Origin of the sequence: Sphingomonas sp., from assembly GCF_026460985.1 — a bacterium.
GTDB lineage: Bacteria > Pseudomonadota > Alphaproteobacteria > Sphingomonadales > Sphingomonadaceae > Sphingomonas.
On sequence record NZ_JAPKNM010000042.1, the window covers coordinates 1 to 23,354 of the forward strand.

Genomic DNA, 23,354 nt, shown 5'->3' on the forward strand with positions numbered 1-23,354 from the left:
CATGGGATCGTTCCTGGCGGAGGTGACGACGGGCTGGCCGAGCACGGGCGCCGACGCGACGAAAAAGGGAAGCAGGACGAGCGCGTGCAGAAGCGAACGAGACATGCGGCCTCACGATACTACGATTCGTAATATGGATAGCGAGGTGAGATGACGAGTTCAATCGCGGGGCTCACCGAGCTCGAAGGTGCGGTCCTTTCCGAGATCCATCATCGCGCGAACCGAACGGCCTTTCAGGTTCAGCGTGCGTTTCAGCGCTCGCCATCCGTTGAATGGAGCGGCAGCGCGGGCGCCGTCTATCCCGCCATACGGCGACTGATCGGGGCAGGCTTGATCGCCGCGACCCCGATGGCGGGCGGACGCAAGGCACAGGCCTTGGAGGTGACGAGCGCCGGAATTGCTGCGCTCACCGCATGGGCCTGCGACCCGATGCGCGCGGCAGGGGTGGGCCTCGATCCGTTTCGGCTACGATCCGGTATCTGGCGCACGATGCCGGACGCGGCCCGCCGAATGGCGCTGGAAGCCGTGGCTGCGGAGATCCGGCGGGATCTCGCGCGTGAGGGAGCGGTCGATACGGATCCTGTCGAGCGCACCCGCGACGAACTCGCCATGCGCCTTCAGCGCACGCGTCTCGACTGGATCGCGGAGGAACTGGCATCGCTCGCTTGAAGCAGGCGAAGCCTTCATCAATACGCGCTTATTATTTTCGTTGCGCGAGCTAGGTTTTCGCGGCTCAGGGCGCCGATCGCGGCACCACGATCAGCACGTCGAGATCCCGGTCGGGCCGCCAGTCCTTGCGTCGCACTTCGAATTGCGTCGGCGAGATCTTGCGGACGCCGTCGGCGCAGAAGCTGACCAGGTTCTCGGGCGCCCCCTTGTCGATGACCAGGCGGAAGCTGCCGATCGGCGCGCGCCAATTGGCACCCGTCTTCAGCACATAGGCGATCCTCCGTTCCGGCAGCGCCGCGGACGCATCGCCCGCCGCGCGGGCAAGCCGGTCCACGCCTGCCAGGAAAGCCGCATCGGCGCAGTAACGGGCGATATACGCCCTGCCCTCGGCGTCGCGCCGGAACTTCGGGATCGCCAGCGCCGTCCCGACGCTTCCGCCGGTTCCCGGCACGTAGCGATGCTCGACCACCAGATCGCGCCCCGCGGGAAAGACCTGCTCCCAGTGATAGGTCTCCTTCACCGTCCATGCGGGCGCCAGATGCCGTTCCACGCCGGCGCCCTGATCGTCCGACGTGGCCAGGCCGAGCGCGAGCAGCCGCTCCTGATCGGCCTTGCCGAGCCGGTCGAGCCGCGCACTCGCGTCCTCCGACAGCGGCACCCGCAGTGCGGCGAGCAGCGCGGTGTGGTCCTTGTTCCCCAGCACGGCCTTGCGCTCGATCGCCATCCGGACCGGCTTCCCGTCCACCCTGGTGACGAAATCGTGCGGAAAGGCGACGTCGCCATATTCGCGGTTGGCGAGGTCGTCGTCGGGCATCGGGAAGGCGACGGTGGTCCGCACATCCTTCGCAGTGCGGTTTCGGAAGACGTAGCGCACCCGCACCTCGTCGGCGGAGACGAACAGGTCTTCCGACGCCATGTCGATCGCATCGGTGCGGGTGAGGACGAGCCCTCCGGCCCTCGTCTCGGCCGTGCTGTCATTGGCGGCGGCCGGCGCGGCGAAGAGCCACGCGGCAAGGATCGATGCGGTAATCTTCTTCATGCGTCTCCCCGGTTTGGGACGCCTTAGTGGATCAGGAGCGCGCCATCCATCCGGGGTTTCGGGTGCAGCCCGTGCCCGAGACCTTGTCCGGGCACGGGCTGCAAGTCCCGGGTTCAGAAATTGTATCGAAGCGCCGCCGAGACGGTCCGGCCGTTGATCGCCCTGCCCGATCCGAGCCCGTTCGCCGGGATCGCGCTCTGCGAGATCTCGAAGAAGCCGGTGGTGTCGAACAGGTTGTACGCGTTGACCATCAGCTGCACCCGGTCGAGCGGCCGGAACTGCACGAAGCCGTTCACCACCGTGAAGCCCGGCATCTTCAGCAGGTTGCTGTCCTGCGCATAGCTGCTGGTGATGGTGACCACGTTCGCGCCGAGCGTGAACCGGCCGCTCTCGAACTGCGGGGTGGCCTGCAGCGTCCATGCCGGCTGGTGGCGCGGTTCCTTGCCCGTCAGGGTCGCGTCCAATTTGTCCTCGGTGATCTTCGCCTTGGTGTAGGTCGCGCCGGCGGTGAGGCTGAACGGCCCGTGCCGATACCCGCCCTCCAGCTCGACGCCGTAAGCGCGATAGGCGCGGATGGTCTGGTTCGCCGAGCCGTTGAGCACATTATGGTCGTCGGCATGCGCGAGGAACGCGGTGGCGTTGAGCGTCGCGCCCGCCTTGCGGAACTTCATGCCGCCTTCGAGCTGGCGCACCTCGTCATATTTGTCCTCGTCGTTGACGACGCTGCCGTCCGTGGTGCTCACCACCGGGGTGAACAGGATCTTGTCCGCATTGGCGCGCGCGCCGCGGCTGTAGCGCGCGAAGAACGAGAGCGGTTCGGCGATGCGGTAGTTCACGCCCCCCGAGTAGCTCAGATAGGCGTAGTTGTAGTTCACCGGTGCCGGCTGCGAGAGCGGCAGGAAGGCGACGCTGCGCTCGGGCGCGGTCAGCACGCCGTCGCCGGTGACGTCATAGGAGATCAGGCCGACGCGCCCTCCCCCCAGATCGGCGCCGAAGAGCGATCCGCGCACCCGGCCGATGTCGTAGCGCAGGCTGCCGCCGATCGCGATCTTGCCGAAATGGTAGTTGAACGAGCCGTACGGCGCGGTGATGTCGTACTTCACGTCGAAGATGCGGCGGAACTTGCTGCTGCGGCCGCGCCCATAGGCATAATAGCCGCCATTGGTCTGCGGCACGCCCGCGGCGCTCGTGATGTCCACCATGGCGGTCTCGCCGTCGCCCGCGATGTCGGCGACCAGGGACGAGTGCAGCCATTCGGAGCGCAGCTTCTGGATCGCCTTGTAGAGGCCGCCGGTGACGGTGAGGTTACCGTTGCCGACGCGGGCCACGCGGGTCGCGCGGAAGTCGTTGGTGAAGTTGTCGAGGTTACGCGCCCGGGTCTCGGCCATGTAGAAGAGCGCGAGCAGCCCGTTGCCGTTGGCGTCGGCAGGAACCAATTGCCCGGCGCGCGGGCCGGTCGCATAGGTCGCACGGGCCCCGGCGCCCGCCAGCGAGGCGGAGAAGGCCGCGACGGTGTCGCCGGTATTGGGGAACACGCGCAGGAAGTCGCCCGAGTTCGCCGAGAAGCGCGCGCGATTGGTGAGCGTCCAGCCGCCGAACTCGAATTGCGCCTCGAGACCCACCGACTTCGAGACCGGGTGCATGCCGTTCGCCAGCGCGAAGCGCGCGAGCTGGTTCTTGCCGTCCAGCGTCACCACCGGGCCGATGTTCGGCGAGAGCACCGAATCCTTGCGGATGTCGAAGTTCGGCAGGTTCTCGATCACCGGATCGCTGTTCGTGCCGGTCAGCCGGAAGAAATAGGGCGCGAAGGTCGGCGAGCGATCGTTCAGATACTTGGCGTGAAGGCGGATATAGCCGTTCGGGAACTGCTTGGTGATGTTCAGCTTGATCTGGCCGCCCTTATAGCCGGTGAAGCCGATGTTGCGCGGCCCTTCGCCCCAGCGATAGAAGCCGCCGACATGGAAGCGCAGGCTGTCGCTCAGCTTGGCGCCGTAATCCATGTCGAAGCGGTTCTCGCCGTAATCGAGCCCCTTGGTGACCTGGACGGCGCCGCCTTCGACCTCGCCGGTCTTCGAGATCAGGTTGATCAGGCCGCCGGGCGAGTTCGACGCGAAGGTCGAGGCCGAGCCGCCGCGGATCGTCTCGATCTGCGCCAGGTTGAAGTCGGCGCGCGAGAAGACGTCGGCGGCGAAGTTGAAGAAGTCGCCGAACTCGACGACCGGCAGGCCGTCCTCCTGGATCTGCATATATTTGGAGCCGCCGGCTGCGAGCGGCAGGCCGCGGACGGTGTAGTTGGCATTGCCCTCGCCGATGCCGGATTCGACGCGCAGGCCGGGCATGGTGCGCAGGATGTCGGCAAGCGGCCGCGGCCCGAGCTTCTCCGCTTCGCTACCCTTCAGCGCGCTCGTCGACGTGGCGCTGTCCAGCCGGTCGCGGCCCTTGGCGACGCCGGTCGAGAAGACCTCCTGCGCGGGCGCGGGCTTCGACGCCGCGTTGCGGTCGCGCCCGGACGGGGTGTCGGCGTTCGCTGCGGGCTCGACCTTGTCGGCTACTTGGGCGACGGCCGGATGTGCACTTGCGATCGACGAGCAAGCGAGCAAAAGATAACGAAATTTCACGAAATTCACCCCATCTGTTCTTTGCGATCCCACCCTGTTCTCGATTTATAGGCGGCGCTTCGCGGGGCCGGGGCGTTTGCGGAAATATTTCGGAAATACGCTGGGGCGGCCCGCGAACCGGAAGAGCCGTCGCGCGAAATGACGCCGGATGGCTTGGCCTATCGCGGCGGGTGGCGCATGCTCGTCGCGTGAGCGAGGCTCGAGGGGGCATGCGACTTATGGGCAGAGGTTTCTTCGGTTCGGTGCGATGGGCCGCGATGTCCGCCGGCTGCGTGTTTCTGTGCCTCGCGCGGATAGCCGGCGCGCAGGAGGCGGCGACACCGCAATCCGAGCCGGTGATCAAGGTCACGATCCATGTCGATGCCGGAAAGGCGGAAGGACCGCTGAAGCCCGTCTGGCGCTTCTTCGGCGCCGACGAGCCCAATTACGCGACGATGAAGGACGGGCGCAAAACCAGCGTGGATGTCGTCGTGCCGCGTCAGGGGGTGATGTTGCTCGTCGTCGAGGGCGCCCGTCGGTGAGCGCCGGCCCGGAAGCGCGATGCGGGAGGCGGTCGCTTTATGCTCCGCCGCTTATCGCCTAGGGACAAATCTCCCCCGGAAGAGAGCCCTGCGCATGACCGTTGCCAATATCGAACGCCTCGTCTCCATCATGGCGCGGCTGCGCGATCCGAAGACCGGTTGCGAATGGGATACCGTCCAGACCTTCGAGACGATCGCGCCCTATACGATCGAGGAAGCCTATGAGGTGGCCGATGCGATCCAGCGCGGCGACATGGCCGAGCTCCAGGACGAGCTCGGCGACCTGCTCCTCCAGGTGGTGTTCCACAGCCGCATGGCCGAGGAGGCCGGCCATTTCGCGCTCGCCGACGTGATCGACTCGATCTCGGACAAGATGGAGCGCCGCCATCCCCACCTCTTCCTCGGAGCGTCCGAGGGCGGCCATCATCTGTGGGAGCAGATCAAGGCGGCTGAGCGGGAAGCGAAGGGGCATGAGAGCGCGCGAGCCATTAGTGCTTTGGAGGGCGTAGCGCTCGGCCTCCCCGCCCTGCTCCGCGCCGAAAAGCTCCAGAAGCGCGCCGCGCGCACCGGCTTCGACTGGCCCGACGCCGGCGGCGCCCGCGCCAAGATCGACGAGGAACTCGCTGAGGTCGAGGCCGCGGATACGCCCGAGGCGCGCGCGGAGGAGATCGGCGACCTGCTCTTCGCGGTGGTCAACTGGGCCCGCAAGCAGGGCGTGGACGCCGAGGCCGCGCTGCGCGGCGCCAACGCCAAGTTCGAGCGTCGTTTCAAGGCGATGGAAGCCGAAGCTGGCGACGCGTTCGAAGGCCTCGACCTCGATGCCAAGGAGGTTCTCTGGCAAGGCGCCAAGCGGGCTGGCTGACGGCTATTCGTCCGACGCATCCTGCCCGGCGGAGGCCGCCGACCGCGCCATCGCGACATATTCGCGCAGATGCGGGGGCTCGCTGAAGGCGGGGAGATGGGCTTCGACCTCGGTCTGCAGCAGCCTGCACAGGTCGGCATAGTCGGTCACGGCGTGATTGTAGATGATCAGCGCGCTGCCCAGGCGCAGCCGGCGCCGTTCCTCGGGGATGCCGTCTTCCTCCTCGCTCTCATAGGTCTCGGTGATGCGCGAATTCACTGCGTGGAGGTTGCTCCTCAGCGTCGAGAAGGGAACGACGAGCTCGGGCGGGAGGTCGCCGACGCTGATCTGGCGGAGCGCCTCGACGAGCTCGGTCGTGCGGTGCTCGCGAAGCGCCATGCCGTGGCTGGCTTCGGTCAGCGGATCGCAGGCCACCCGCAGCCGGTCGGCGACCAGTTCCAGCGTCTTGTGGGCGAGCGAGATGGCGGCACGCGCGCCTTCGAGCTTCTCGAGCCTGGCGTCCGCGCTGGCCTGCCGCGCTTGCGAATTCGCCATCGCGATGCCGGCCAGGATCGCGAGGATCGATCCCACCGCCTGCAGCCAGGCGGCGGTCGTGTCGCCCCAGATGCCCTGGCTGTCGTGGCTTGCCGCCAGGACCATGATCGCAACCGACAGGCCGACCGAGATCGCCATCGCGATCGTCCAGAACCTGTCGGACCTCTCGGCTCGTCGCATCGCCGCTCCCGCTTTGCGCCGGGCATAGCTCGCGGCGCCGTCGGCTCGCAATATACCCCTTCTTCGCCTCCCGGGCACATTGGTGCAGACCCTGGGTTGTATGGACATGTGGCTAAAAAAGCCCCTCCCTGCTTGCAGGGAGGGGTTGGGGTGGGTGCGCGCGTCTGCGCGCTCAAAAGACTCGCCGCCGCCGGATAGAAAGCGACGGACGAGGCATCGAGCCTCGCCCGCCGCTAACCCACCCCTAACCCCTCCCTTGAAGGGAGGGGAAACCGACGTCCGTCGAACCCGCCCCACCACCCTTGCAATGTAGGATTTCGCCTGCTCGACTGGCCCGCAGCACGCTCTTTGAAATCGTGAGCCCGAGCTGGGCCCGTTCTCCCTCCGTTCGTTTCGAGCGAAGTCGAGAAACGGGTCTCGAGCGCGCGTTAGGTTTCTCGACTTCGCTCGAAACAAACGGGGAAAGTAAAGTCGCCAGTCTCTGGGCCCCGCGACCCCTCGCCTGTCCGCACCACCACTCCTACGGACACGAACGTGGAACCTCTCCACCCGGAAAGTGCCAACTTCGGCTTTGCCCTTGTTCTCCCTTCGCCTCGGCGAAGCGCCACGGATCCGGCCGCTGCCGCAAAACCGTGTCCGCGGCGGACACTTTGTTCCACGTTTCAGCCCTGTCGGGTCAGGAACCGCTCATGGTCGCCCGGGGCCATGCGGACCTCGTACACCGCCTGCTCGCCTTCGATCCGCTGGTCGACCACTTCGCCATGCTGGTGGAGCCAGGCGGCCCCTGCCCCGTCGCCGGTGGCGAGCGTGATCGTGTAGCGGCGATGGCCCGCGGTGAGCCGCGCCGCGACTGTCTCGACCAGCTTGTCGACCCCCTCCCCGGTCACCGCCGAAATCGGCATCACGTCCTCGCGCCGGCCGGCATCCTCGATCAGTTGCGCGCGATGCTCGGCGCCCAGCAGGTCGAGCTTGTTCCACGCCTCGAAGCGCGGCGTGGTCTCGGCGACGCCGATCTCGGCCAGCACCTTCTCGACGTCTGCGCGCTGCGCCTCGCTGTCGGGATGCGCGATGTCGCGGACATGGATGAGCAGGTCGGCCGAGACGACCTCCTCCAGCGTCGCCTTGAATGCGGCAACGAGCTGGGTCGGCAGTTCGGAGACGAAGCCGACCGTGTCGGACAGGATCGCCTTGTCGATCCCGGGCAGCGAGATCTGCCGCAAGGTCGGGTCGAGCGTGGCGAAGAGCAGGTTTTCCGCCATGACGTCAGCGCCGGTCAGGCGATTGAAGAGCGTGGACTTTCCGGCGTTGGTATAGCCGACCAATGCGATCACCGGCCAAGGCGCGCGTTGGCGCCGGTCGCGGTGGAGCGTGCGGGTGCGGCTGACCTGGTCGAGCTCCTTCTTGAGCCGCGCCATGCGGTCGCGGATCAGCCGGCGGTCGGCCTCGATCTGGGTCTCGCCGGGGCCGCCGAGGAAGCCGAAGCCGCCGCGCTGGCGCTCGAGATGGGTCCAGCTGCGCACCAGCCGGCCCGCCTGATAGTCGAGATGCGCGAGCTCGACCTGCAGCCGCCCCTCGGCGGTGCGCGCGCGCTCGCCGAAGATTTCGAGGATCAGGCCGGTGCGGTCGATCACCTTGCAGCCGAGCTGGGTCTCGAGATTGCGCTGCTGCACGGGAGTCAGCGCTGCGTCGAACACCGCGAGCTGGAGCTCTGCGTCGCGCACGGTCTCGGCGATCGCGTCAACCTGGCCCGATCCGATCAGCGTCCCCGGCTTGGGCTGGCGGAGCTTGACAGCGAGCTTCTCGCGCACCTCGACGCCGATCGCGGCGGCGAGCCCCGCGGTCTCCTCGAGGCGCGCCTCGGCGTCGCGCGAGCTGCCGCCCATCTCGGGATAGACGACGATCGCGCGCGCGCCGCGGGCGAACTCGTCGGCGTCACGTTCGAAACCGGTGGACATGGCTGCTCAATCGCCGTCGGGCGCGGCGGTTTCCTCGGCGAGGTTGAGCGGGTGCGCCGGCTGGATGGTCGAGACGGCATGCTTGTAGACCAGCTGCGCCATGCCCTCGCGCTGGAGTAGCATGCAGAACAGGTCGAACGCGGCGATCTGGCCCTGGAGCATGACGCCGTTGACCAGGAACATCGTCACGTTTTCCTGCTGCTTGCGCACGGCATTGAGGAAAATTTCCTGCAATACCGGGTTCTTGTGCTGGAATTCTCCCGCCGCTTCGAGGAGCGTGGTCAGGTCCACCGGGCCTGCGGGCATGATCGTGGAGATGGCGTGCTTGTAGATCAGCTGCGACTGGCCGTCGCGGCGGAGCAGCACCGAGAAATTGTCGAACCAAGTGACGATCCCCTGGAGCTTGACGCCCTTCACGAGGAACATGGTCACCGGCACCTTGGAGCGCCGAAGCGAGTTGAGGAAAAGATCCTGAAGCGAGGTCTGCTTCTCGGCCATTACGGTTTCCTTCTATTCTTGGCGGGCTCTGTCCCGCGTCGCGCCGGTTCCCGGCGTCGGAATGCCGCGCCACCCCGGCGCGCGCCGCCAATCTAGGCGGTGCCGCCGCCCGCGTCCACCGATATGCTCTTCCGTCATCCCGGCGAAAGCCGGGACCTCGGGCGATGGCGCGATCCGGCCTGAGATCCCGGCTTCCGCCGGGATGACGAGGGTTACTCCTCGCGCGTCTCGGTGATGCCGAGCAGCTTCAATTTGCGGTGGAGCGCCGATCGCTCCATCCCGATGAAGCTCGCGGTGCGCGAGATGTTGCCCGAGAAGCGGCGGATCTGGACGCGCAGATATTCGCGCTCGAAGGTCTCGCGCGCTTCCTTGAGCGGGGCGCCCATGATCGCGTTGGCGCCGCCGCCATTGCCGATGTCGCCAGGCTTGCCGAGCACCTCGGGGGGCAGCAGGTCGAGGTCGATGCGGCCGATCCGGTCGCCGGGAGCGAGGATCACCGTGCGCTCGACGACGTTGCGCAGCTGGCGGACATTGCCCGGCCATTCGTAGCTCTGCAGCGCGACCATCGCGTCGGGCGCCACCTCGGGCGTCGGCACGCGGCGCTCGCCGGCATAATGCGCGACGAAATGCTCGACGAGCACGGGAATGTCCTCGCGCCGGTCGGTGAGCGGCGGGATCACCACCGGCACGACGTTGAGCCGGTAATAGAGATCCTCGCGGAAGCGCCCCGCGGTGATCTCCGCCATCAGGTCGCGCGCCGTGGCCGAGACGACGCGGACGTCGACCTTGACGGTGCGCGTGCCGCCCACGCGGCTGAAGCTCTGGTCGGTGAGCACGCGCAGGATCCGCGCCTGGGTCGCCACCGGCATGTCGGCGATCTCGTCGAGGAACAAGGTGCCGCCATGCGCCTGTTCGAGCAGTCCGGGGCGGACGAGGTCGCCCCCCTCCTCGACGCCGAACAATTCCTCCTCGACGCGCTCGGGCGTCATCCGCGCCGCGCTGACGATCACGAAGGGCGCCGCGGAGCGCTGGCTCCAGCCGTGGAGCAGCCGCGCGGCGACTTCCTTGCCGACGCCGGGCCCGCCGGTGATCAGCACGCGGCTTCCGGTAGAGGCGACGCGCTTCAGCGTGGCGCGCACGGTGTTGATCGCGGCGGAGGTGCCGGTCAGGTCCTCCTCGCGGCCCACCGAGGCGCGCAGCGACACCACTTCGCGGCGGAGCCGCTCGGTCTCGGTCGCGCGCTCGACGAGGAGCAGCAGCCGCTCGGCCTCGAAAGGCTTCTCGATGAAATCGGCCGCGCCCCGCCGGATCGCGGCGACCGCGGTGTCGATATTGCCGTGGCCCGAGATCACCAGCACCGGCAGCGTGGCGTCGCGCCGCTTGATCTCGTCGAGCAGTTCGAGCCCGTCGAGCCGCGATCCCTGGAGCCACACGTCGAGCAGCACCAGGCTCGGCCGGCGCTCGGCGATCGCTTCGAGCGCCGCGTCGCTGTCCGCGGCGCCGCGCGTGGCATAGCCTTCGTCCTCCAGCACGCCCGCGACCAGTTCGCGGATGTCGCGTTCGTCGTCGACGACGAGAATATCGAGGCTCATGATGATTTTCCGGTTCTGGTAAGCGCCGCCGGCCGAGGCTCGCTGGCCTCGTCGTCGGGGTTCTGAAGCGTCAGCCTGTCGAGCGCCTCGGTATCGAAGCAGATGGTGACGACGGTGCCGCCGCCGTCGCGGTCGGTGAAGGCTATGGTGCCGAGATGCTCCTCGATGATCTTCTTGACGATCGCGAGGCCGAGGCCGGTGCCGCGGCTGCGCGTCGTCATATAGGGCTCGACGATGCGGTCGCGCTCGACCGGCAGCCCGACGCCGTTATCGGCCACGGTCAGGAGGATGCGGTGCGCGTCCTCCTGGCGGATCGTGAGCGCCACCTCGCCCTGCGGCAGCGCCTCGCCCTCGCCGCGCGAGTCGATCGCCTCGACCGCGTTCTTGATGACGTTGGTGAGCGCCTGGCCCATCTGGCGGCGATCGCAGACCAGGCTCGGCGGCTCCTCGGGCACGTCGAGCTCGAAACGGATCGTCGGATGCGCGACTTCGTGGAGGAACATCGCCTGGCGCGCGATGTCGAGCAGCGATTCGCGGCGGAACAGCGGCTTGGGCATGCGCGCGAAGGAGGAGAATTCGTCGACCATGCGGCGGAGGTCGCCGACCTGGCGGACGATCGTCCCGGTCAATTGGCTGAACACGCCCTCCCCGCCCTCGATCTGCTTGCCGTAGCGCCGCTGGAGGCGCTCGGCGGCGAGCTGGATCGGCGTGAGCGGGTTCTTGATCTCGTGCGCGATCCGCCGCGCGACGTCGGACCAGGCGGCGCGGCGCTGGTCGAGCAACTGCTGGGTGATGTCGTCGAAGGTGAGCACCTGCCCCGCTTCGTCCGAGGTGATCTTCACCGCGAGCGTGCGCGCCTCGCCGCCAACGGTGACCTGCGCCACCGCCTCGCGTTCAGGCGCGTCGAGCAGCGCGTCCAGCTCGGACGCGATGGCCGCGAGCGGCTTGCCCAGCGAATCCTCCTCGCCGCGCCGGAGCAGTGCCAGTGCCGAGGCGTTCATCAGCCGTACCTTCCGATCGGATCCGATCGAGATGACCCCGGCGGAGACGCCCGACATCACCGCCTCGATCAGCGCGCGGCGGCTCTCGAGCTGGGCGTTGGCGGCGACGAGCTCGGATGTCTGTTCCTGCAGACGCTCGGTCATGCTGTTGAAGGCATTGCCGAGCGCCGCGATCTCGTCACGGGATTTGGAGGCGGACACCCGGGCAGTGAGGTCGCCGGCCGCGATGCGCTCCGCCGCGCCGACGAGATCGTTGACCGGCCGGACCAGGCGGTCCGCGACCGCGAGCGCGATGAACACCACCACGCCGATCACCAGCAGCGAGATCACCAGCAGCGCGATGTTGAACTGCAGCTGGAACGCGCGCGTGCGCGACAGCAGAGTCTGATAGTCGGTGAGCACCGCGCGCACGCGCTCGACGCGGTCGGCCATCTCCTTGGCCCCGACCTCGCGTGTCGAATAGAGAAAGAGGTCGGTGCCTCCCACCCGCGCGAGCGAATAGGTGCGTTGGGCATTGGTGCCGACCACGCTCGGGGCGCCGGTCTGAAGCTTCTTGATGTCGTTGAACTCGATGTCCTGCATCGGGTTGCGATCGGAATTCTTGACGATCGCGATCGTCTGGATCTGGCCCTTGCCGTCCACCGAGAAGAGCACGGCGTTGGAGAGGCTGCGCTGGAACACGTCCTGCGCGAGCGTGCTCTTGAAGTTCTCGCTGTCCGGCTCCCACCGATATTCGAACAGCATCCGCCGAACGTCGTTCGCCATCGCGACATTCTCGTTGTCGACATAGCTGAGCAGCTGGGCATAGGATTCCTGCGCGAGCCGCTGCGAATTCTCGAGCATGCCCCGCGTCCGATCCGAGAACCAGAACTCCGCGGCATATTGGAAGAGCAGCGACGCGATGACCGCGAGCAGTACTGTCGGCACCGATGCCAGGACGGAGAAGATCGCGACGAGCCGGACGTGTAGCTGCCCCTCGCCCCCTGCGGGCGATCGGGCCGCGCGGTGCTTCGCGACGCGCCGGCCTGCCAACACGATGAGAGCGCCACAGGAAATGAGGTTGGCGACCAGGAGCGATGCGATCAGCGGCGGGGTCAGCAGCTGTTCGGGCGATTCGCGACCACTGACCATCGCATAGCTGAGGACGCCGACGGCTATTGCGATCGCCAGGACGCCCAACTCTACGACCGGCGTGACGCTCGGCCGCCGCTTGCGCGGTGCAGCTTCGGCGATCTGCTCGGTCACGGCATCCATCGTTGCTTGGATACAACGAGATTGTGGCCGAAAGAACACATAATTTTGAACTAACTGGCGCTAACCGTCGCTAATCGGCACCGGTCGGTCGATCCGCCCCCATCTCGATCCCGAGCGTATCGAGCCGCTTCCGGAGGGTATTGCGGTTGATCCCCAAAGCGCGGGCGGCGCGGAGCTGGTTGTTCTGGTGGCGCGCGAGCATCGCCTCGATCAGCGGGCGCTCGACCTCGCCGATGATGCGCTCGTAGAGGCTGCCGTCGTCGAGTGCGCGGGGCTCCTCGATCGCCATCCGCTCGAGCCGGGCGCGCACCGCCGCGTCGATCCCCGCGTCGCGCGACTCGGGCTGGAAGCTGCCGGTCTCGCCGATCGCGCGGCGGATCGCGTCGGCATCGATCCATTCGTCGCGGCTGAGCGCGGCGATGCGGCGCATGAGGTTCTCGAGCTCGCGGACGTTACCGGGCCAGTCATAGCCCTCGAGCACCGCCACGGCGTCCTTGCCCAATTGCTTGCGCGGCAGTCCCGCCTCGGCGGCCCGATCGAGGAAATGGCGCGCGAGCAAAGGCACGTCCTGGCGGCGTTCGCGCAAGGCCGGCAGGCTCACCGGTACGACGTTGAGCCGGTAGAACAGATCCTCGCGGAACTGCCCGACCTGGACGAGCTGGCCGAGATCCTTGTTGGTCGCCGCGACGATGCGGACGTCGGCGCGGATCGTCCGCGCGCCGCCGACAGTGGTGAACTCGCCCGACTGGAGCACGCGCAGCAGCCGGGTCTGCGCGTCCATCGGCATGTCGCCGATCTCGTCGAGGAACAGGGTCCCTCCCGCGGCCTGCTCGAACTTGCCCGCGACGCGCGCCGCCGCGCCGGTAAAGGCGCCGCGCTCGTGCCCGAACAATTCGGCCTCGATCAGCTCGCGCGGGATCGCCGCCATGTTGAGCGCGACGAAAGGCGCGCGGCGGCGCGGGCCGAGCTCGTGGATCGCTTGCGCGACGAGCTCCTTGCCGGTTCCCGACTCGCCCGAGATCAGCACGGTCAGGTCGTTTGCGACGACGCGGGCGATCACGCGATACACTTCCTGCATCGCTGGCGAGCGGCCGATCAGCGACGGGCCGGCGCCGACTTCGATCTCGGCCAGCTCGGCGGGCTGGCGCTGCCGCCGCGCGATCGCGCCGCGCACCGCCTGGGCAAGCACGTCGAGGTCGAATGGCTTGGGCAGATAGTCGAACGCGCCCACCTCGGTCGCGCGTACGGCGGTCGCCAGAGTGTTCTGCGCCGAGAAGACGATGATCGGCAGCTCGGGATGCTCGCTCGCCAGCCCCGCCGCGACGTCGAGCCCGTTGCCGTCGGGCAGGACGACGTCGGTCACCAGGACGTCGGGCACGCCCGCGGCCAGCGCGCGGCGCAGTTCGGCGATGCTCGCCGCCGTGGTCACGCGGTGCCCCTCGCGCTTGAGCGCCGCAGCCACGACGGTGCGGATCGCGCTGTCGTCGTCGACGACCAGGACCGAGCCGCTCATGCCGCCCTCGGCAGCAGGATGCGGAAGACGGTGACCTCGGGCTCGCGCTCGCGGGCATATTGGACGATGCCGCCCATGTCGCGGACCAGCTTCTCGACCAGGGGCAGGCCGAGCCCCTTCCCTTCGGGCTTGCCCGAGACGAAGGGCTCGAACAGATGCTCGGCGATGTCGGCGGGGGCGCCGGGGCCGTTGTCGGTGACGAGGATCTCGATCGGCAGCGGCTGGCGCGGCCGGCCTGGGCCGGTGCTCACCGACATGCCGTGGCGATAGGCGGTCGCCAGCGCGATCCGCGGCTGCCCGACCCCGCCCAGTGCCTCTGCGGCATTCTTGAGCAGGTTGAGCAGCACCTGGAGGAAGGCGTCGGGATCGATCAGCACCGGCGGCAACGAGGGATCGAAATGCTCCTCGATCACCATGTCGCGCGCGAAACCGGCCAGCGCGACGCGCCGGGCATGATCGAGCAGGGGATAGACGTTGGTCGGTGCGAGCTTGAGCGGGCGCGTGTCGGTGAAGTCCTGCATCCGGTCGATCAGCGCCGCGATCCGATCGACCTCGGTGGTGATCAGCTGGGTCAGCTCGCAATCCCCGCCCCCGCCCTCGAGCAGTTGCGCGGCGCCGCGGATCCCGGAGAGCGGGTTCTTGATCTCGTGCCCGAGCATCGCCGCCGCCCCCACCGCCGCGCGGGCACCGGCAGTGCGGTCCGCGCCCTGCGCGACACGGCGCGACTGGGGCGCATGGTGGAGCGTCACGATCCGCCAGCCGGGCTGGTCCGCGATCAGCGTCTCGACGAAGTCGACGCGGATGCGCGGGCCGCGGATCGCCTCGATCTCGATGTCGAACGCAGCGAAGCCGTGCCCGTCGCGGCGATCGGCATAGTCCTCGGGCGGGAGCAGCACCGCGTCATAGGGCTGCCCGACCATCGTCGTCTCGCTATGGTTGAGCAGCAGCTCGCACGCCGAATTGGCATGGGCGATGCGGCCGTCGGGGTCGATCACCAGCACGGCCACGGGCAGCGCGGCGAAGAGCTCGCCGAAGCCGGGCCCCCGTATCGGTTCCGGCCTCGCGCGCCTCAGGCTGCCGCGCGCGAAGACCATGGCGCGTAGAATTCGGCGAGCATGTCGAGCACGCGCACCGGATCGGAGATCTTGTTGACGTTGTTGCGGAACTCGGCCGAGCCGTGGATGCCCTTGGTGTACCAGCCGATATGCTTGCGCATCATGTTGACGCCGACTTCGTTGCCATAATGGCTGAGCGTGTCGACATAATGCTCAGTGATCACGCGATATTGCTCGTCGAGCGAAGGCTCGGAACGCTCGGGCTGGCCGGTCAGCGCGTCCATCACCTGCCTGAGGACCCAGGGCTTGCCATAGGCGCCGCGGCCGATCATCACGCCGTCCGCTCCCGACTGCGCCAGGGCAGTGCGCGCATCCTCGACCGTGCAGATGTCGCCATTGGCGATCACCGGGATCGTCACGGCATCCTTCACCCTGCGGATGAAGCCCCAGTCGGCCGAGCCCTTGTACATCTGGTTGCGCGTGCGGCCGTGCACCGTGATCATCTTCGCGCCGAGATCCTCGGCGATATGCGCGAGCTCGGGCGCGTTGAGGCTGTCATGGCACCAGCCCATCCGCATCTTGACGGTGACGGGGACGCTGACTGCCTTGACGCACGCCTCGATCAGCGAGGCGGCCAGCTTGAGGTCGCGCATCAGCGCGGAGCCGGCGTCGCCGCTCGTCACCTTCCGGACGGGGCAGCCCATGTTGATGTCGACGATCGCGGCGCCGCGGTCTTCGCTGAGCTTGGCGGCCTCGGCCATCTCATAGGGCGTGCAGCCGACGAGCTGCATCGACACCGGGTCCTCGATCGGATCCCAGGCGAATTTCTGGACCGACTGGCGCGTCTCGCGGATCGCGGCCTGGCTGGCGACCATCTCAGTGACGTTGAGCCCCGAACCATAGCGCCGCACGAGGCGGCGGAACGGCCGGTCGGTCACGCCGGTCATCGGCGCGAGCAGCACCGGCGCTTCGACCCGGACGGGGCCGATCTGGATGGGGGCGAGTTCGCTCATGATCTGCCTGAAAAATAGGCAGATGCGCCTACAGGCACAAGGCCGGATTGGCAAGTCGGGGCTTCCCCGCTACCCGCGGCCCATGGGCAAGACCGCAGCGTTGATCGTCGCCGCCGGACAGGGAGTGCGGGCCGGCGGCACCGTGCCGAAGCAATATGCGCGCCTCGCCGGCAAGCCGATGCTCGCGCACAGCTATGCCGCGCTGTCGTCGCACCCGGCGATCGATCAGATCGTTGTGGTGATCGGCGAAGGGCAGGAGAAAGCGGTGGAGGAAGCGCTAGGCATGCAAGCCCCTCCCCTTCAGGGGAGGGGTTGGGGGTGGGGCCTGACCGTCTCATCGAGCCCTGCGCCCGAGGACAAACCCCACCCCAACCCCTCCCCTGAAGGGGAGGGGCTAAGATACGTCATCGGCGGCGCTACCCGGCGCGAGTCGGTCGCCAATGGTCTGGCCGCGATCGATGCGGAGCGCGTGCTGATCCACGACGCCGCGCGCCCCTTCCTATCGCATGCCGTGATCGACTCGCTGTTGGCGGCACTAGACGATCACGAGGGCGCCCTCCCCGCCCTCCCCGTCGCCGATACGCTGGCGCGCGGCGGCGAGGCGCTGGGCGAGACCGTGCCGCGCGAGGGGCTGGTGCGCGTCCAGACGCCGCAGGCCTTCCACACCGCCACGATCCGCGCGGCGCATGCTGCTTGGCCGGCAGATCGCGAAGCCACCGACGACGCGCAGATGGTCCGCGCGCTCGGCCACGAGGTCGCCCTGGTTCCCGGAGACGTTGCACTGGAAAAGATCACCCACCCCGCCGACTTCGCTGCCGCCGAAGCGCGCCATGCCGCCGCGATGCGCGTCCGTACTGCCCAGGGATACGACGTCCATCGCTTCGCCGCGGGCGAGGCGCTCTGGCTCGGCGGTGTCCTGGTGCCGCACGACAAGGGCCTGTCGGGGCATAGCGACGCCGATGTCGCGCTCCACGCGATCACCGATGCGCTGCTTGGGACGATCGGCGCGGGCGATATCGGCATGCATTTCCCGCCGAGCGACTCGCAATGGCGCGGTGCCGCGTCGGCGCGCTTCCTCGAACATGCCGCGGGCCTCCTCGCCGCCCAGGGCGGAGTCATCGACTTCATCGATCTGACGATCATCTGCGAGGCGCCCAAGATCGGTCCGCACCGCGCGGCGATCCGCGCGAGCATCGCCGCGATCCTGCAACTCCCCGAGTCACGGGTCAGCGTGAAGGCCACCACCACCGAGCGTCTCGGCTTTACGGGGCGCGGCGAAGGGATGGCCGCACAGGCGATCGCGACGGTTCGCGTGCCTGCGGACAACGCCTGACTCGCTATCGAAACATCTCGGTGGCAGAGGGCCTCGCCATGGACACGATTCTCCCGCCCACGCTCGTCGACGCCGCCCGAAGGGTGCTCGAGGCCAATCGCGCCGTCGGCCGCAAGGTTGCCGTAGCGGAAAGCTGCACCGGCGGCCTGGTCAGTGCCGCGCTCACCGAGATTCCGGGCTCCTCCGACGTGTTCGAGGCCGGATTCGTCACCTACTCGAACGAAGCCAAGACCGAAGTGCTCAAGGTCAGCACCGACGTGATCGAGACCTTCGGCTCGGTGTCGATCGCGGTCGCCTGGAGCATGGCGCAGGGTGCGCTCAAGCGCAGCAACGCCGACGTCGCGGTGGCGATTACTGGAATCGCCGGGCCCGACGGCGGCACCGAGAAGAAGCCGGTGGGCACCGTGGTATTCGCGCAGGCCGAGCGTGGCGCCGATCCGCAGCACATCGTCGCCGATGCGCGTCACTTCGAGGACAATGGCCGCGCCGGCGTGCGGCTTCAGGCGGCGCTCTGCGCGCTCGAGCTGCTGATGCCGGGCACACCCGCGGGCGCCGACGAATCGCCGTAGAGCCGCGCGGCGCGCTCCTCGAAGGCGTTGATCATCTTCCGGAGCGCACGATCGAACACCTGCCCGGCGAGCATCTCGAACACCCGGTTCTTGAAGGCGAAGTCGACGCAGAAGTCGACGAGGCAGCCACCCTGCCCGTCCGAGCGGAACTTCCAGTCGTTGTTGAGGTGCTTGAGCGGCCCCTCGAGATAGTCGACTCGGATATGGCCGGGGCGCTGCTTCTCGACCCGCGAAGTGAAGCTCTCGCGCAGTCCCTTGAAGCCGACGATCAGGTCCGCAACCATCTGGGTCTCGCTGTTCGAGCGCACCCGCACCGCCGAGACCCAGGGCAGGAACTCGCCATAGCGGCCGACATCGGCCACCAGATCGAACATCTGCTCCGGCGTATAGGGGAGATGGCGGGTCTCGGAGTGCTTGGGCATCAGGCCTGAGCCGTCACCTTCGCCAGCTTGGCCGCGCGCGCGTCGCGCATCTTCGCGAAATCGTCGCCGGCGTGGTAGCTCGACCGCGTCAGCGGCGACGACGCGACCAGCAGGAAGCCCTTGGCCCGCGCGATCGCGCCATAGGCGTTGAACGCCTGGGGCGTGACGAACTCCTGCACCTTGGCGTGCTTGGGCGTCGGCTGAAGATACTGGCCCATGGTCAGGAAATCGATGTCGGCGCTGCGCATGTCGTCCATCACCTGATGGACCTCGAGCCGCTCTTCCCCGAGCCCGAGCATGATGCCCGACTTGGTGAAGATCGAAGGATCGAGCTTCTTGACCGTCTCGAGCAGACGGATCGACGCGTAATAGCGCGCGCCCGGGCGGATCGTCGGATAGAGCCGCGGGACGGTCTCGAGATTGTGGTTATAGACGTCGGGCCGCGCCGCGACGATCATCTCGATCGCCGCCTCGTGCTTGTTGCGGAAATCCGGCGTCAGGATCTCGATCGTGGTGGTCGGGTTCGACTTGCGGATCGCCTCGATCACCTTGACGAACTGTTTGGCCCCGCCGTCGGGCAGGTCGTCGCGATCGACCGAGGTGACGACGATATGCTCGAGCCCCATCTGCGCCGCGGCATCGGCGACGTTCTGCGGCTCCATCGGGTCCACTGCGCGCGGCATGCCCGTCTTGACGTTGCAGAAGGCGCAGGCGCGCGTGCAGGTGTCGCCGAGGATCATCACCGTCGCGTGCTTCTTCGACCAGCACTCGCCGATGTTGGGGCAGGCGGCTTCCTCGCACACCGTGGTGAGGCTCTTCGCGCGCATCAGCGCCCGCGTCGCCGCGAAGCCGGCCGAGGTCGGCGCCTTCACACGGATCCAGTCGGGCTTGCGGACGCGTTCCGGGCGAGGCAGCGGGGACATCTCGTTCATGAGGCGCCAGATAGCGATGCCGGCTTGCAGGCACAACAACCCAGCGCGCATCCAGGCTTGCACGCCGCGAACGCGCATGGGCTTCGCAAACGCTACGGAAACGGTATGGAGCCGTCATGACCGATTTCAGCGACCTGCTCACCGGCTATCACCGCTTCCGCGGCAACGGCTATCAGGAGCAGCATGAGCGCTGGGCGGAGCTTTCCGAAGGCCAGAACCCCCGGGTGATGGTGATCGCCTGCTCGGACAGCCGAGTCGATCCCGCGCAGATCTTCGACACCTCGCCGGGCGAGATCTTCGTGGTGCGCAACATCGCCAACCTGGTTCCTCCCTTCGAGCTCGGCGGCGGGCGCCACGGCGTCTCGGCGGCGCTCGAATTCGCGGTGACCCAGCTCGAAGTGCCCGAGATCGTCGTGCTCGGCCATGGCGCATGCGGCGGCGTCCACGCCGCGCTCACGCGCCGCTTCGAAGGCAAGGCCCCCGGCGCCGGCGGGTTCATCGCGCATTGGGTCGACATGCTCGACGAAGCGCGCGACCGCGTCGTCGCCGAGCATGGCGAGGGCGAGGAAGCGATCCGCGCGCTAGAGCTGGAGACGGTGCGCGTCTCGATCGCGAACCTGCGCACCTTCCCCTACATCCCCGAGCGCGAGGCAGCCGGCACGCTCAAGATCCACGGCGCCTATTTCGCGATCCGCGACGGCGTGCTCCATGTGATGGATGAGAGCGGGGCGTTCGCACCGGCCTGATGCGCAGTTGACGCCAACGGAGGCAGCGCGCAGCCTTGCACTAGGGGGAAGGCGCGATGATCCGGTTCGTTGGCAGGCAGCTGCTCGAAGTCTATCGCCGAGGCTTCGCGATTTTCCTGCTGGCGCCGGTCATCATCGCGCTCGTAGCGATCCCTGAATTCGTGCAGCATGTGGTCGAGATCCGGATCGGCATGTTCGAGGGCATCGAACGCGCCCGGGCGTTGGCCAACGACCCCACGCGCTGGGCGTTCGGCAGTTTCAAGCTTGCCGGGCTACTCATCGCGATGCTTGCGGCGGCGCGCTTCTGGGGCGCGCGGACGCGGGGCGAGCGTTGGTGGAATCTTTGCGATGTCGCCTGGATACAATTGATCGTGGCGTCGGCGCTGTTCCTGTTCCAGCCCACATTCGTCGATGCCCTTCGCGGCCGAGGCCCCAAGGCGCTTTACTGGATCGTCTATATTCTGCTCAGCATCGCGGCGCTGCCGTTGCTCTTCCCGATCCTCGGCGCGTTATCAGGCGACCGGCGATACTCGCTGGTGCAAAGCTATCTGCGCGGTTGGCGCTGGCTTCCGTTGCTCGCGTTGCTGCTGGTCGCGGCCTGGCTGCCTGCAATGGCGGCGCATTACGGCCTGAACTATGCCGCGCGCGGCCTCCCGATGCCGCTGGTCTGGGCACTGATGGTGCTCGACTCGCTGGTCGTCGGCCTTCTCGCCGCGCTCGCCGGCGCCGCGTTCGCTGTCAGCTACGAGGCTGCCTTCCCGCCTGGCCTTCCAGCCTGAGCGCCTTCCTCGCCACCTTCGCAACCTCGGGATCGAGTGCCGGCGGTTCCATCGGGACATGCGCCTCGAGCGCATCGGCGATGGCGGTCAGCGCGGTGATGCGCGCCGCCTTCTTGTCGTTGCCGTCCACCACGATCCAGCGCGCATGCTTCGTATCGGTGCGCTCGAACATCTCGGTCATCGCCTCGAGATATTCCGCGCGCTTCGCTCGGTTGCGATAGTCGTCGAGCCCGGTCTTCCAGCGCTTCCACGGATGCTCGAGCCGGTCGCGCAGCCGTGCGTCCTGGGTTACCTGGGTCACGTGGACGAAGACTTTGATCAGCGTAGTGCCGGTCGCGACCTGCTGCGCCTCGAAGTCGTTGATCTCGTCATAGCCGCGCCGCCATTCGGCCTCGCTGGCAAAGCCCTCGACGCGCTCGACGAGGACGCGGCCGTACCAGCTGCGGTCGAAGATAGCGATATTGTGCTGCGCGGGCAGCCGCCGCCAGAAGCGCCAGAGAAAGTGATGCGCCAGCTCCTCGGGCGTCGGCGCCGAGATCGGCCAGACCTCATAATAGCGCGGGTCCCATTCGCCGGTGAGTCGCTGGATGATGCCGCCCTTCCCTGCCGCGTCCCAGCCTTCGAACAGGATGATCGCGCGGCGCTTGTGGACGATATGCGCATAGTGGATGTGGCTGAGGCGCTTCTGAAGCTTCTCCAGCGCCTTCTTATAGTCTCCGCCGAACGGTTTCCCGGCTTCGTAGTCGCTGAGATCGATTGATCCTGACATCCGTCACCCTGAACTTGTTTCAGGGTCCAACGTGCCACAGGCAACGGTGCCCGGGGAAGATTGGATGCTGAAACAAGTTCAGCATGACGGACTTCGAATTCAACCCTGCACGCCCGGCGCCAGGCGGATGCTCAGCTCCTTGAGCTGCTTGTCGCTCACGAATGCCGGTGCCTGCATCATCAGGTCCTCGGCCTTCTGCGTCATCGGGAAGACGATCACCTCGCGGATGTTGGGCTCGTCCGCCAGCAGCATCACGATGCGGTCGACACCCGGGGCCGAGCCGCCGTGCGGGGGCGCGCCGAACTTGAAGGCGTTGATCATGCCCGCGAAGTTGGTGTCGACCTCCGCCTGCGTGTAGCCGGCGATCTCGAACGCCTTGTACATGATCTCCGGGCGATGGTTCCGGATCGCGCCCGAGCTCAGCTCCACGCCGTTGCAGACGATGTCGTACTGATACGCCAGGATATCGAGCGGATCCTTGGTCTCCAGCGCCTCGAGCTCGCCCTGGGGCATGCTGAAGGGGTTGTGGCTGAAGTCGACCTTCTTCGCGTCCTCGTCATATTCGAACATGGGGAAGTCGACGATCCAGCAGAACTCGAAGCGGCTCTGGTCGATCAGCTCGAGCTGATCGGCGGCGCGGGTGCGCGCGAGGCCGGCGAGCTTGGCGGCCTGGGCCTCCTTGCCAGCAGCGAAGAAGATGCCGTCATTCGGGCCGAGGCCCATCGCCTCGGCGATCGCCTTCATGCCTTCCTGGCCATGGTTGTTGGCGATCGGGCCCCCGAACACGCCGTCCTTCTGCGTCGCATAGCCGAGGCCCGGAAAGCCTTCGGACTGTGCCCAGCTGTTCATGTCGTCGAAGAATTTCCGGGACTTCTCGTGCGTGCCCGGCGCCGGGATCGCGCGGACGACATCGCCGCCCTCGACGATCGAGGCGAAGCGGCCGAAGCCGGAGCCCCTGAAGAAGTCCGAGACGTCGGTGATCAGCAGCGGGTTGCGCAGGTCGGGCTTGTCGTTGCCGTATTTCAGCATCGATTCGCGATACGGGATGCGCTTGAACGGCAGCGACGAAACGCTCCGGCCCTTGCCTTCCCAGTCGGCGAACTCCTCGAACACGCCGTGGAGCACGGGCTCGATCGCCGCGAAGACATCGTCCTGGGTGACGAAGCTCATCTCGAAATCGAGCTGGTAGAACTCGCCCGGCGAGCGGTCGGCGCGCGCATCCTCGTCGCGGAAGCAGGGCGCGATCTGGAAATAGCGGTCGAAGCCGGCGACCATCAGCAGCTGCTTGAACATCTGCGGCGCCTGCGGGAGCGCGTAGAACTTGCCCGGATGGACGCGGCTGGGAACGAGATAGTCGCGCGCGCCCTCGGGGCTGCTCGCGGTCAGGATCGGCGTCTGGAACTCGGTGAAGCCCTGATCGATCATCCGGCGGCGCAGCGACGCGATGACGTTCGAGCGGAGCAGGATGTTCTTGTGGAGCCGCTCGCGGCGCAGGTCGAG

The 23,354-nt window shown here is 67.5% G+C and carries 21 protein-coding genes; 7 read left to right on the forward strand and 14 right to left on the reverse strand.

The window, feature by feature from the left end; all coding sequences use genetic code 11:
- Positions 1–150: 150 nt before the first annotated feature.
- Positions 151–669 carry a hypothetical protein gene (locus MT490_RS07140; RefSeq protein ID WP_297385566.1) on the forward strand — a complete coding sequence of 173 codons (519 nt, stop codon included), beginning with the start codon at positions 151–153 and terminating at the stop codon, positions 667–669.
- 64 nt (positions 670–733) lie between these two features.
- On the opposite strand, the gene MT490_RS07145 is transcribed toward MT490_RS07140, so the two are convergent.
- Together MT490_RS07145 and MT490_RS07150 are read right to left on the reverse strand one after the other, a co-directional pair.
- Positions 734–1,708 (reverse strand): DUF4424 domain-containing protein, encoded by a 975-nt coding sequence (locus tag MT490_RS07145; RefSeq protein WP_297385567.1) that lies wholly within the window; start codon positions 1,706–1,708, stop codon positions 734–736.
- 113 nt (positions 1,709–1,821) lie between these two features.
- Complete coding sequence (locus tag MT490_RS07150) at positions 1,822–4,326, reverse strand: TonB-dependent receptor (protein ID WP_297385568.1); 2,505 nt, start codon at positions 4,324–4,326, stop codon at positions 1,822–1,824.
- 242 nt (positions 4,327–4,568) lie between these two features.
- Between MT490_RS07150 and MT490_RS07155 the strand changes: the two genes are divergently transcribed.
- Both MT490_RS07155 and mazG read left to right on the forward strand, forming a co-directional pair.
- Complete coding sequence (locus tag MT490_RS07155; protein WP_297385570.1) at positions 4,569–4,847, forward strand: hypothetical protein; 279 nt, start codon at positions 4,569–4,571, stop codon at positions 4,845–4,847.
- A gap of 94 nt (positions 4,848–4,941) precedes the next feature.
- A complete protein-coding gene (gene mazG / locus MT490_RS07160) occupies positions 4,942–5,709 on the forward strand; it encodes a nucleoside triphosphate pyrophosphohydrolase (protein ID WP_297385572.1) in 768 nt (255 codons plus the stop codon).
- Positions 5,710–5,712: 3 nt separating this feature from the next.
- On the opposite strand, the gene MT490_RS07165 is transcribed toward mazG, so the two are convergent.
- From MT490_RS07165 to dusB, 8 genes are all read right to left on the reverse strand, one after another.
- Entirely contained in the window at positions 5,713–6,423 is a 711-nt protein-coding gene (locus MT490_RS07165; protein ID WP_297385574.1) for a hypothetical protein, read from the reverse strand.
- A 662-nt stretch (positions 6,424–7,085) separates the two neighbouring features.
- The gene (hflX, locus tag MT490_RS07170; RefSeq protein ID WP_297385576.1) at positions 7,086–8,378 is read right to left on the reverse strand and encodes a GTPase HflX; all 1,293 of its coding nucleotides are present in this window, start codon (positions 8,376–8,378) and stop codon (positions 7,086–7,088) included.
- 6 nt (positions 8,379–8,384) lie between these two features.
- Positions 8,385–8,876, reverse strand: coding sequence for an RNA chaperone Hfq (hfq, locus tag MT490_RS07175; protein ID WP_297385578.1), 492 nt, complete (start codon positions 8,874–8,876; stop codon positions 8,385–8,387).
- A 212-nt stretch (positions 8,877–9,088) separates the two neighbouring features.
- Positions 9,089–10,468 carry a sigma-54 dependent transcriptional regulator gene (locus MT490_RS07180; protein ID WP_297385580.1) on the reverse strand — a complete coding sequence of 460 codons (1,380 nt, stop codon included), beginning with the start codon at positions 10,466–10,468 and terminating at the stop codon, positions 9,089–9,091.
- Positions 10,465–12,723, reverse strand: a complete 2,259-nt coding sequence (locus tag MT490_RS07185; RefSeq protein WP_297385582.1) for an ATP-binding protein — start codon at positions 12,721–12,723, stop codon at positions 10,465–10,467. Before MT490_RS07185 ends, MT490_RS07180 begins: the two co-directional genes overlap by 4 nt.
- A 70-nt stretch (positions 12,724–12,793) precedes the next feature.
- Entirely contained in the window at positions 12,794–14,236 is a 1,443-nt protein-coding gene (gene ntrC, locus MT490_RS07190; RefSeq protein ID WP_297385584.1) for a nitrogen regulation protein NR(I), read from the reverse strand.
- Positions 14,233–15,330 (reverse strand): ATP-binding protein, encoded by a 1,098-nt coding sequence (locus MT490_RS07195; protein ID WP_297385586.1) that lies wholly within the window; start codon positions 15,328–15,330, stop codon positions 14,233–14,235. The genes ntrC and MT490_RS07195 overlap by 4 nt, the downstream gene beginning before the upstream one ends.
- Positions 15,306–16,304, reverse strand: coding sequence for a tRNA dihydrouridine synthase DusB (gene dusB / locus MT490_RS07200; RefSeq protein ID WP_297385588.1), 999 nt, complete (start codon positions 16,302–16,304; stop codon positions 15,306–15,308). The genes MT490_RS07195 and dusB overlap by 25 nt, the downstream gene beginning before the upstream one ends.
- A gap of 82 nt (positions 16,305–16,386) precedes the next feature.
- Here dusB and MT490_RS07205 point away from each other — a divergent pair, with 82 nt between their 5' ends.
- Together MT490_RS07205 and MT490_RS07210 are read left to right on the forward strand one after the other, a co-directional pair.
- Positions 16,387–17,637 (forward strand): bifunctional 2-C-methyl-D-erythritol 4-phosphate cytidylyltransferase/2-C-methyl-D-erythritol 2,4-cyclodiphosphate synthase, encoded by a 1,251-nt coding sequence (locus MT490_RS07205; protein WP_297385590.1) that lies wholly within the window; start codon positions 16,387–16,389, stop codon positions 17,635–17,637.
- Between the two features lie 38 nt (positions 17,638–17,675).
- Positions 17,676–18,206: a CinA family protein gene (locus tag MT490_RS07210; protein ID WP_297385592.1), complete on the forward strand. Its 531-nt coding sequence runs from the start codon at positions 17,676–17,678 to the stop codon at positions 18,204–18,206.
- Here MT490_RS07210 and MT490_RS07215 read toward each other — a convergent pair.
- Positions 18,137–18,628: a type II toxin-antitoxin system RatA family toxin gene (locus MT490_RS07215; RefSeq protein WP_297385594.1), complete on the reverse strand. Its 492-nt coding sequence runs from the start codon at positions 18,626–18,628 to the stop codon at positions 18,137–18,139. The genes MT490_RS07210 and MT490_RS07215 overlap by 70 nt on opposite strands.
- Positions 18,628–19,560, reverse strand: coding sequence for a lipoyl synthase (lipA, locus tag MT490_RS07220; protein ID WP_297385596.1), 933 nt, complete (start codon positions 19,558–19,560; stop codon positions 18,628–18,630). Before lipA ends, MT490_RS07215 begins: the two co-directional genes overlap by 1 nt.
- A 116-nt stretch (positions 19,561–19,676) precedes the next feature.
- On the opposite strand from lipA, the gene MT490_RS07225 reads away from it, so the two are divergent.
- Both MT490_RS07225 and MT490_RS07230 read left to right on the forward strand, forming a co-directional pair.
- Positions 19,677–20,306: a carbonic anhydrase gene (locus MT490_RS07225; protein WP_297385598.1), complete on the forward strand. Its 630-nt coding sequence runs from the start codon at positions 19,677–19,679 to the stop codon at positions 20,304–20,306.
- Positions 20,307–20,362: 56 nt separating this feature from the next.
- The gene (locus MT490_RS07230) at positions 20,363–21,085 is read left to right on the forward strand and encodes a hypothetical protein (protein ID WP_297385600.1); all 723 of its coding nucleotides are present in this window, start codon (positions 20,363–20,365) and stop codon (positions 21,083–21,085) included.
- Here the strand turns inward: MT490_RS07230 and MT490_RS07235 are convergent.
- Positions 21,045–21,854, reverse strand: coding sequence for a polyphosphate kinase (locus MT490_RS07235; RefSeq protein WP_297385601.1), 810 nt, complete (start codon positions 21,852–21,854; stop codon positions 21,045–21,047). The genes MT490_RS07230 and MT490_RS07235 overlap by 41 nt on opposite strands.
- A 99-nt stretch (positions 21,855–21,953) precedes the next feature.
- The coding region (gene aspS / locus MT490_RS07240) for an aspartate--tRNA ligase (RefSeq protein ID WP_297385603.1) at positions 21,954–23,354 on the reverse strand (1,401 nt) is incomplete at its 5' end.

Bases quoted from the DNA above. Each gene is read 5' to 3' on its own strand.
- MT490_RS07205 (WP_297385590.1), top strand. From the start codon at position 16,387: ATGGGCAAGACCGCAGCGTTGATCGTCGCCGCCGGACAGGGAGTGCGG.
- dusB (WP_297385588.1), bottom strand. From the start codon at position 16,304: ATGAGCGAACTCGCCCCCATCCAGATCGGCCCCGTCCGGGTCGAAGCG.
- MT490_RS07225 (WP_297385598.1), top strand. From the start codon at position 19,677: ATGACCGATTTCAGCGACCTGCTCACCGGCTATCACCGCTTCCGCGGC.
- MT490_RS07165 (WP_297385574.1), bottom strand. From the start codon at position 6,423: ATGCGACGAGCCGAGAGGTCCGACAGGTTCTGGACGATCGCGATGGCG.
- lipA (WP_297385596.1), bottom strand. From the start codon at position 19,560: ATGAACGAGATGTCCCCGCTGCCTCGCCCGGAACGCGTCCGCAAGCCC.
- ntrC (WP_297385584.1), bottom strand. From the start codon at position 14,236: ATGAGCGGCTCGGTCCTGGTCGTCGACGACGACAGCGCGATCCGCACC.
- MT490_RS07230 (WP_297385600.1), top strand. From the start codon at position 20,363: ATGATCCGGTTCGTTGGCAGGCAGCTGCTCGAAGTCTATCGCCGAGGC.
- MT490_RS07140 (WP_297385566.1), top strand. From the start codon at position 151: ATGACGAGTTCAATCGCGGGGCTCACCGAGCTCGAAGGTGCGGTCCTT.
- hflX (WP_297385576.1), bottom strand. From the start codon at position 8,378: ATGTCCACCGGTTTCGAACGTGACGCCGACGAGTTCGCCCGCGGCGCG.
- MT490_RS07215 (WP_297385594.1), bottom strand. From the start codon at position 18,628: ATGCCCAAGCACTCCGAGACCCGCCATCTCCCCTATACGCCGGAGCAG.
- hfq (WP_297385578.1), bottom strand. From the start codon at position 8,876: ATGGCCGAGAAGCAGACCTCGCTTCAGGATCTTTTCCTCAACTCGCTT.
- MT490_RS07235 (WP_297385601.1), bottom strand. From the start codon at position 21,854: ATGTCAGGATCAATCGATCTCAGCGACTACGAAGCCGGGAAACCGTTC.
- MT490_RS07180 (WP_297385580.1), bottom strand. From the start codon at position 10,468: ATGAGCCTCGATATTCTCGTCGTCGACGACGAACGCGACATCCGCGAA.
- MT490_RS07185 (WP_297385582.1), bottom strand. From the start codon at position 12,723: ATGGATGCCGTGACCGAGCAGATCGCCGAAGCTGCACCGCGCAAGCGG.
- mazG (WP_297385572.1), top strand. From the start codon at position 4,942: ATGACCGTTGCCAATATCGAACGCCTCGTCTCCATCATGGCGCGGCTG.
- MT490_RS07210 (WP_297385592.1), top strand. From the start codon at position 17,676: ATGGACACGATTCTCCCGCCCACGCTCGTCGACGCCGCCCGAAGGGTG.
- MT490_RS07145 (WP_297385567.1), bottom strand. From the start codon at position 1,708: ATGAAGAAGATTACCGCATCGATCCTTGCCGCGTGGCTCTTCGCCGCG.
- MT490_RS07195 (WP_297385586.1), bottom strand. From the start codon at position 15,330: ATGGTCTTCGCGCGCGGCAGCCTGAGGCGCGCGAGGCCGGAACCGATA.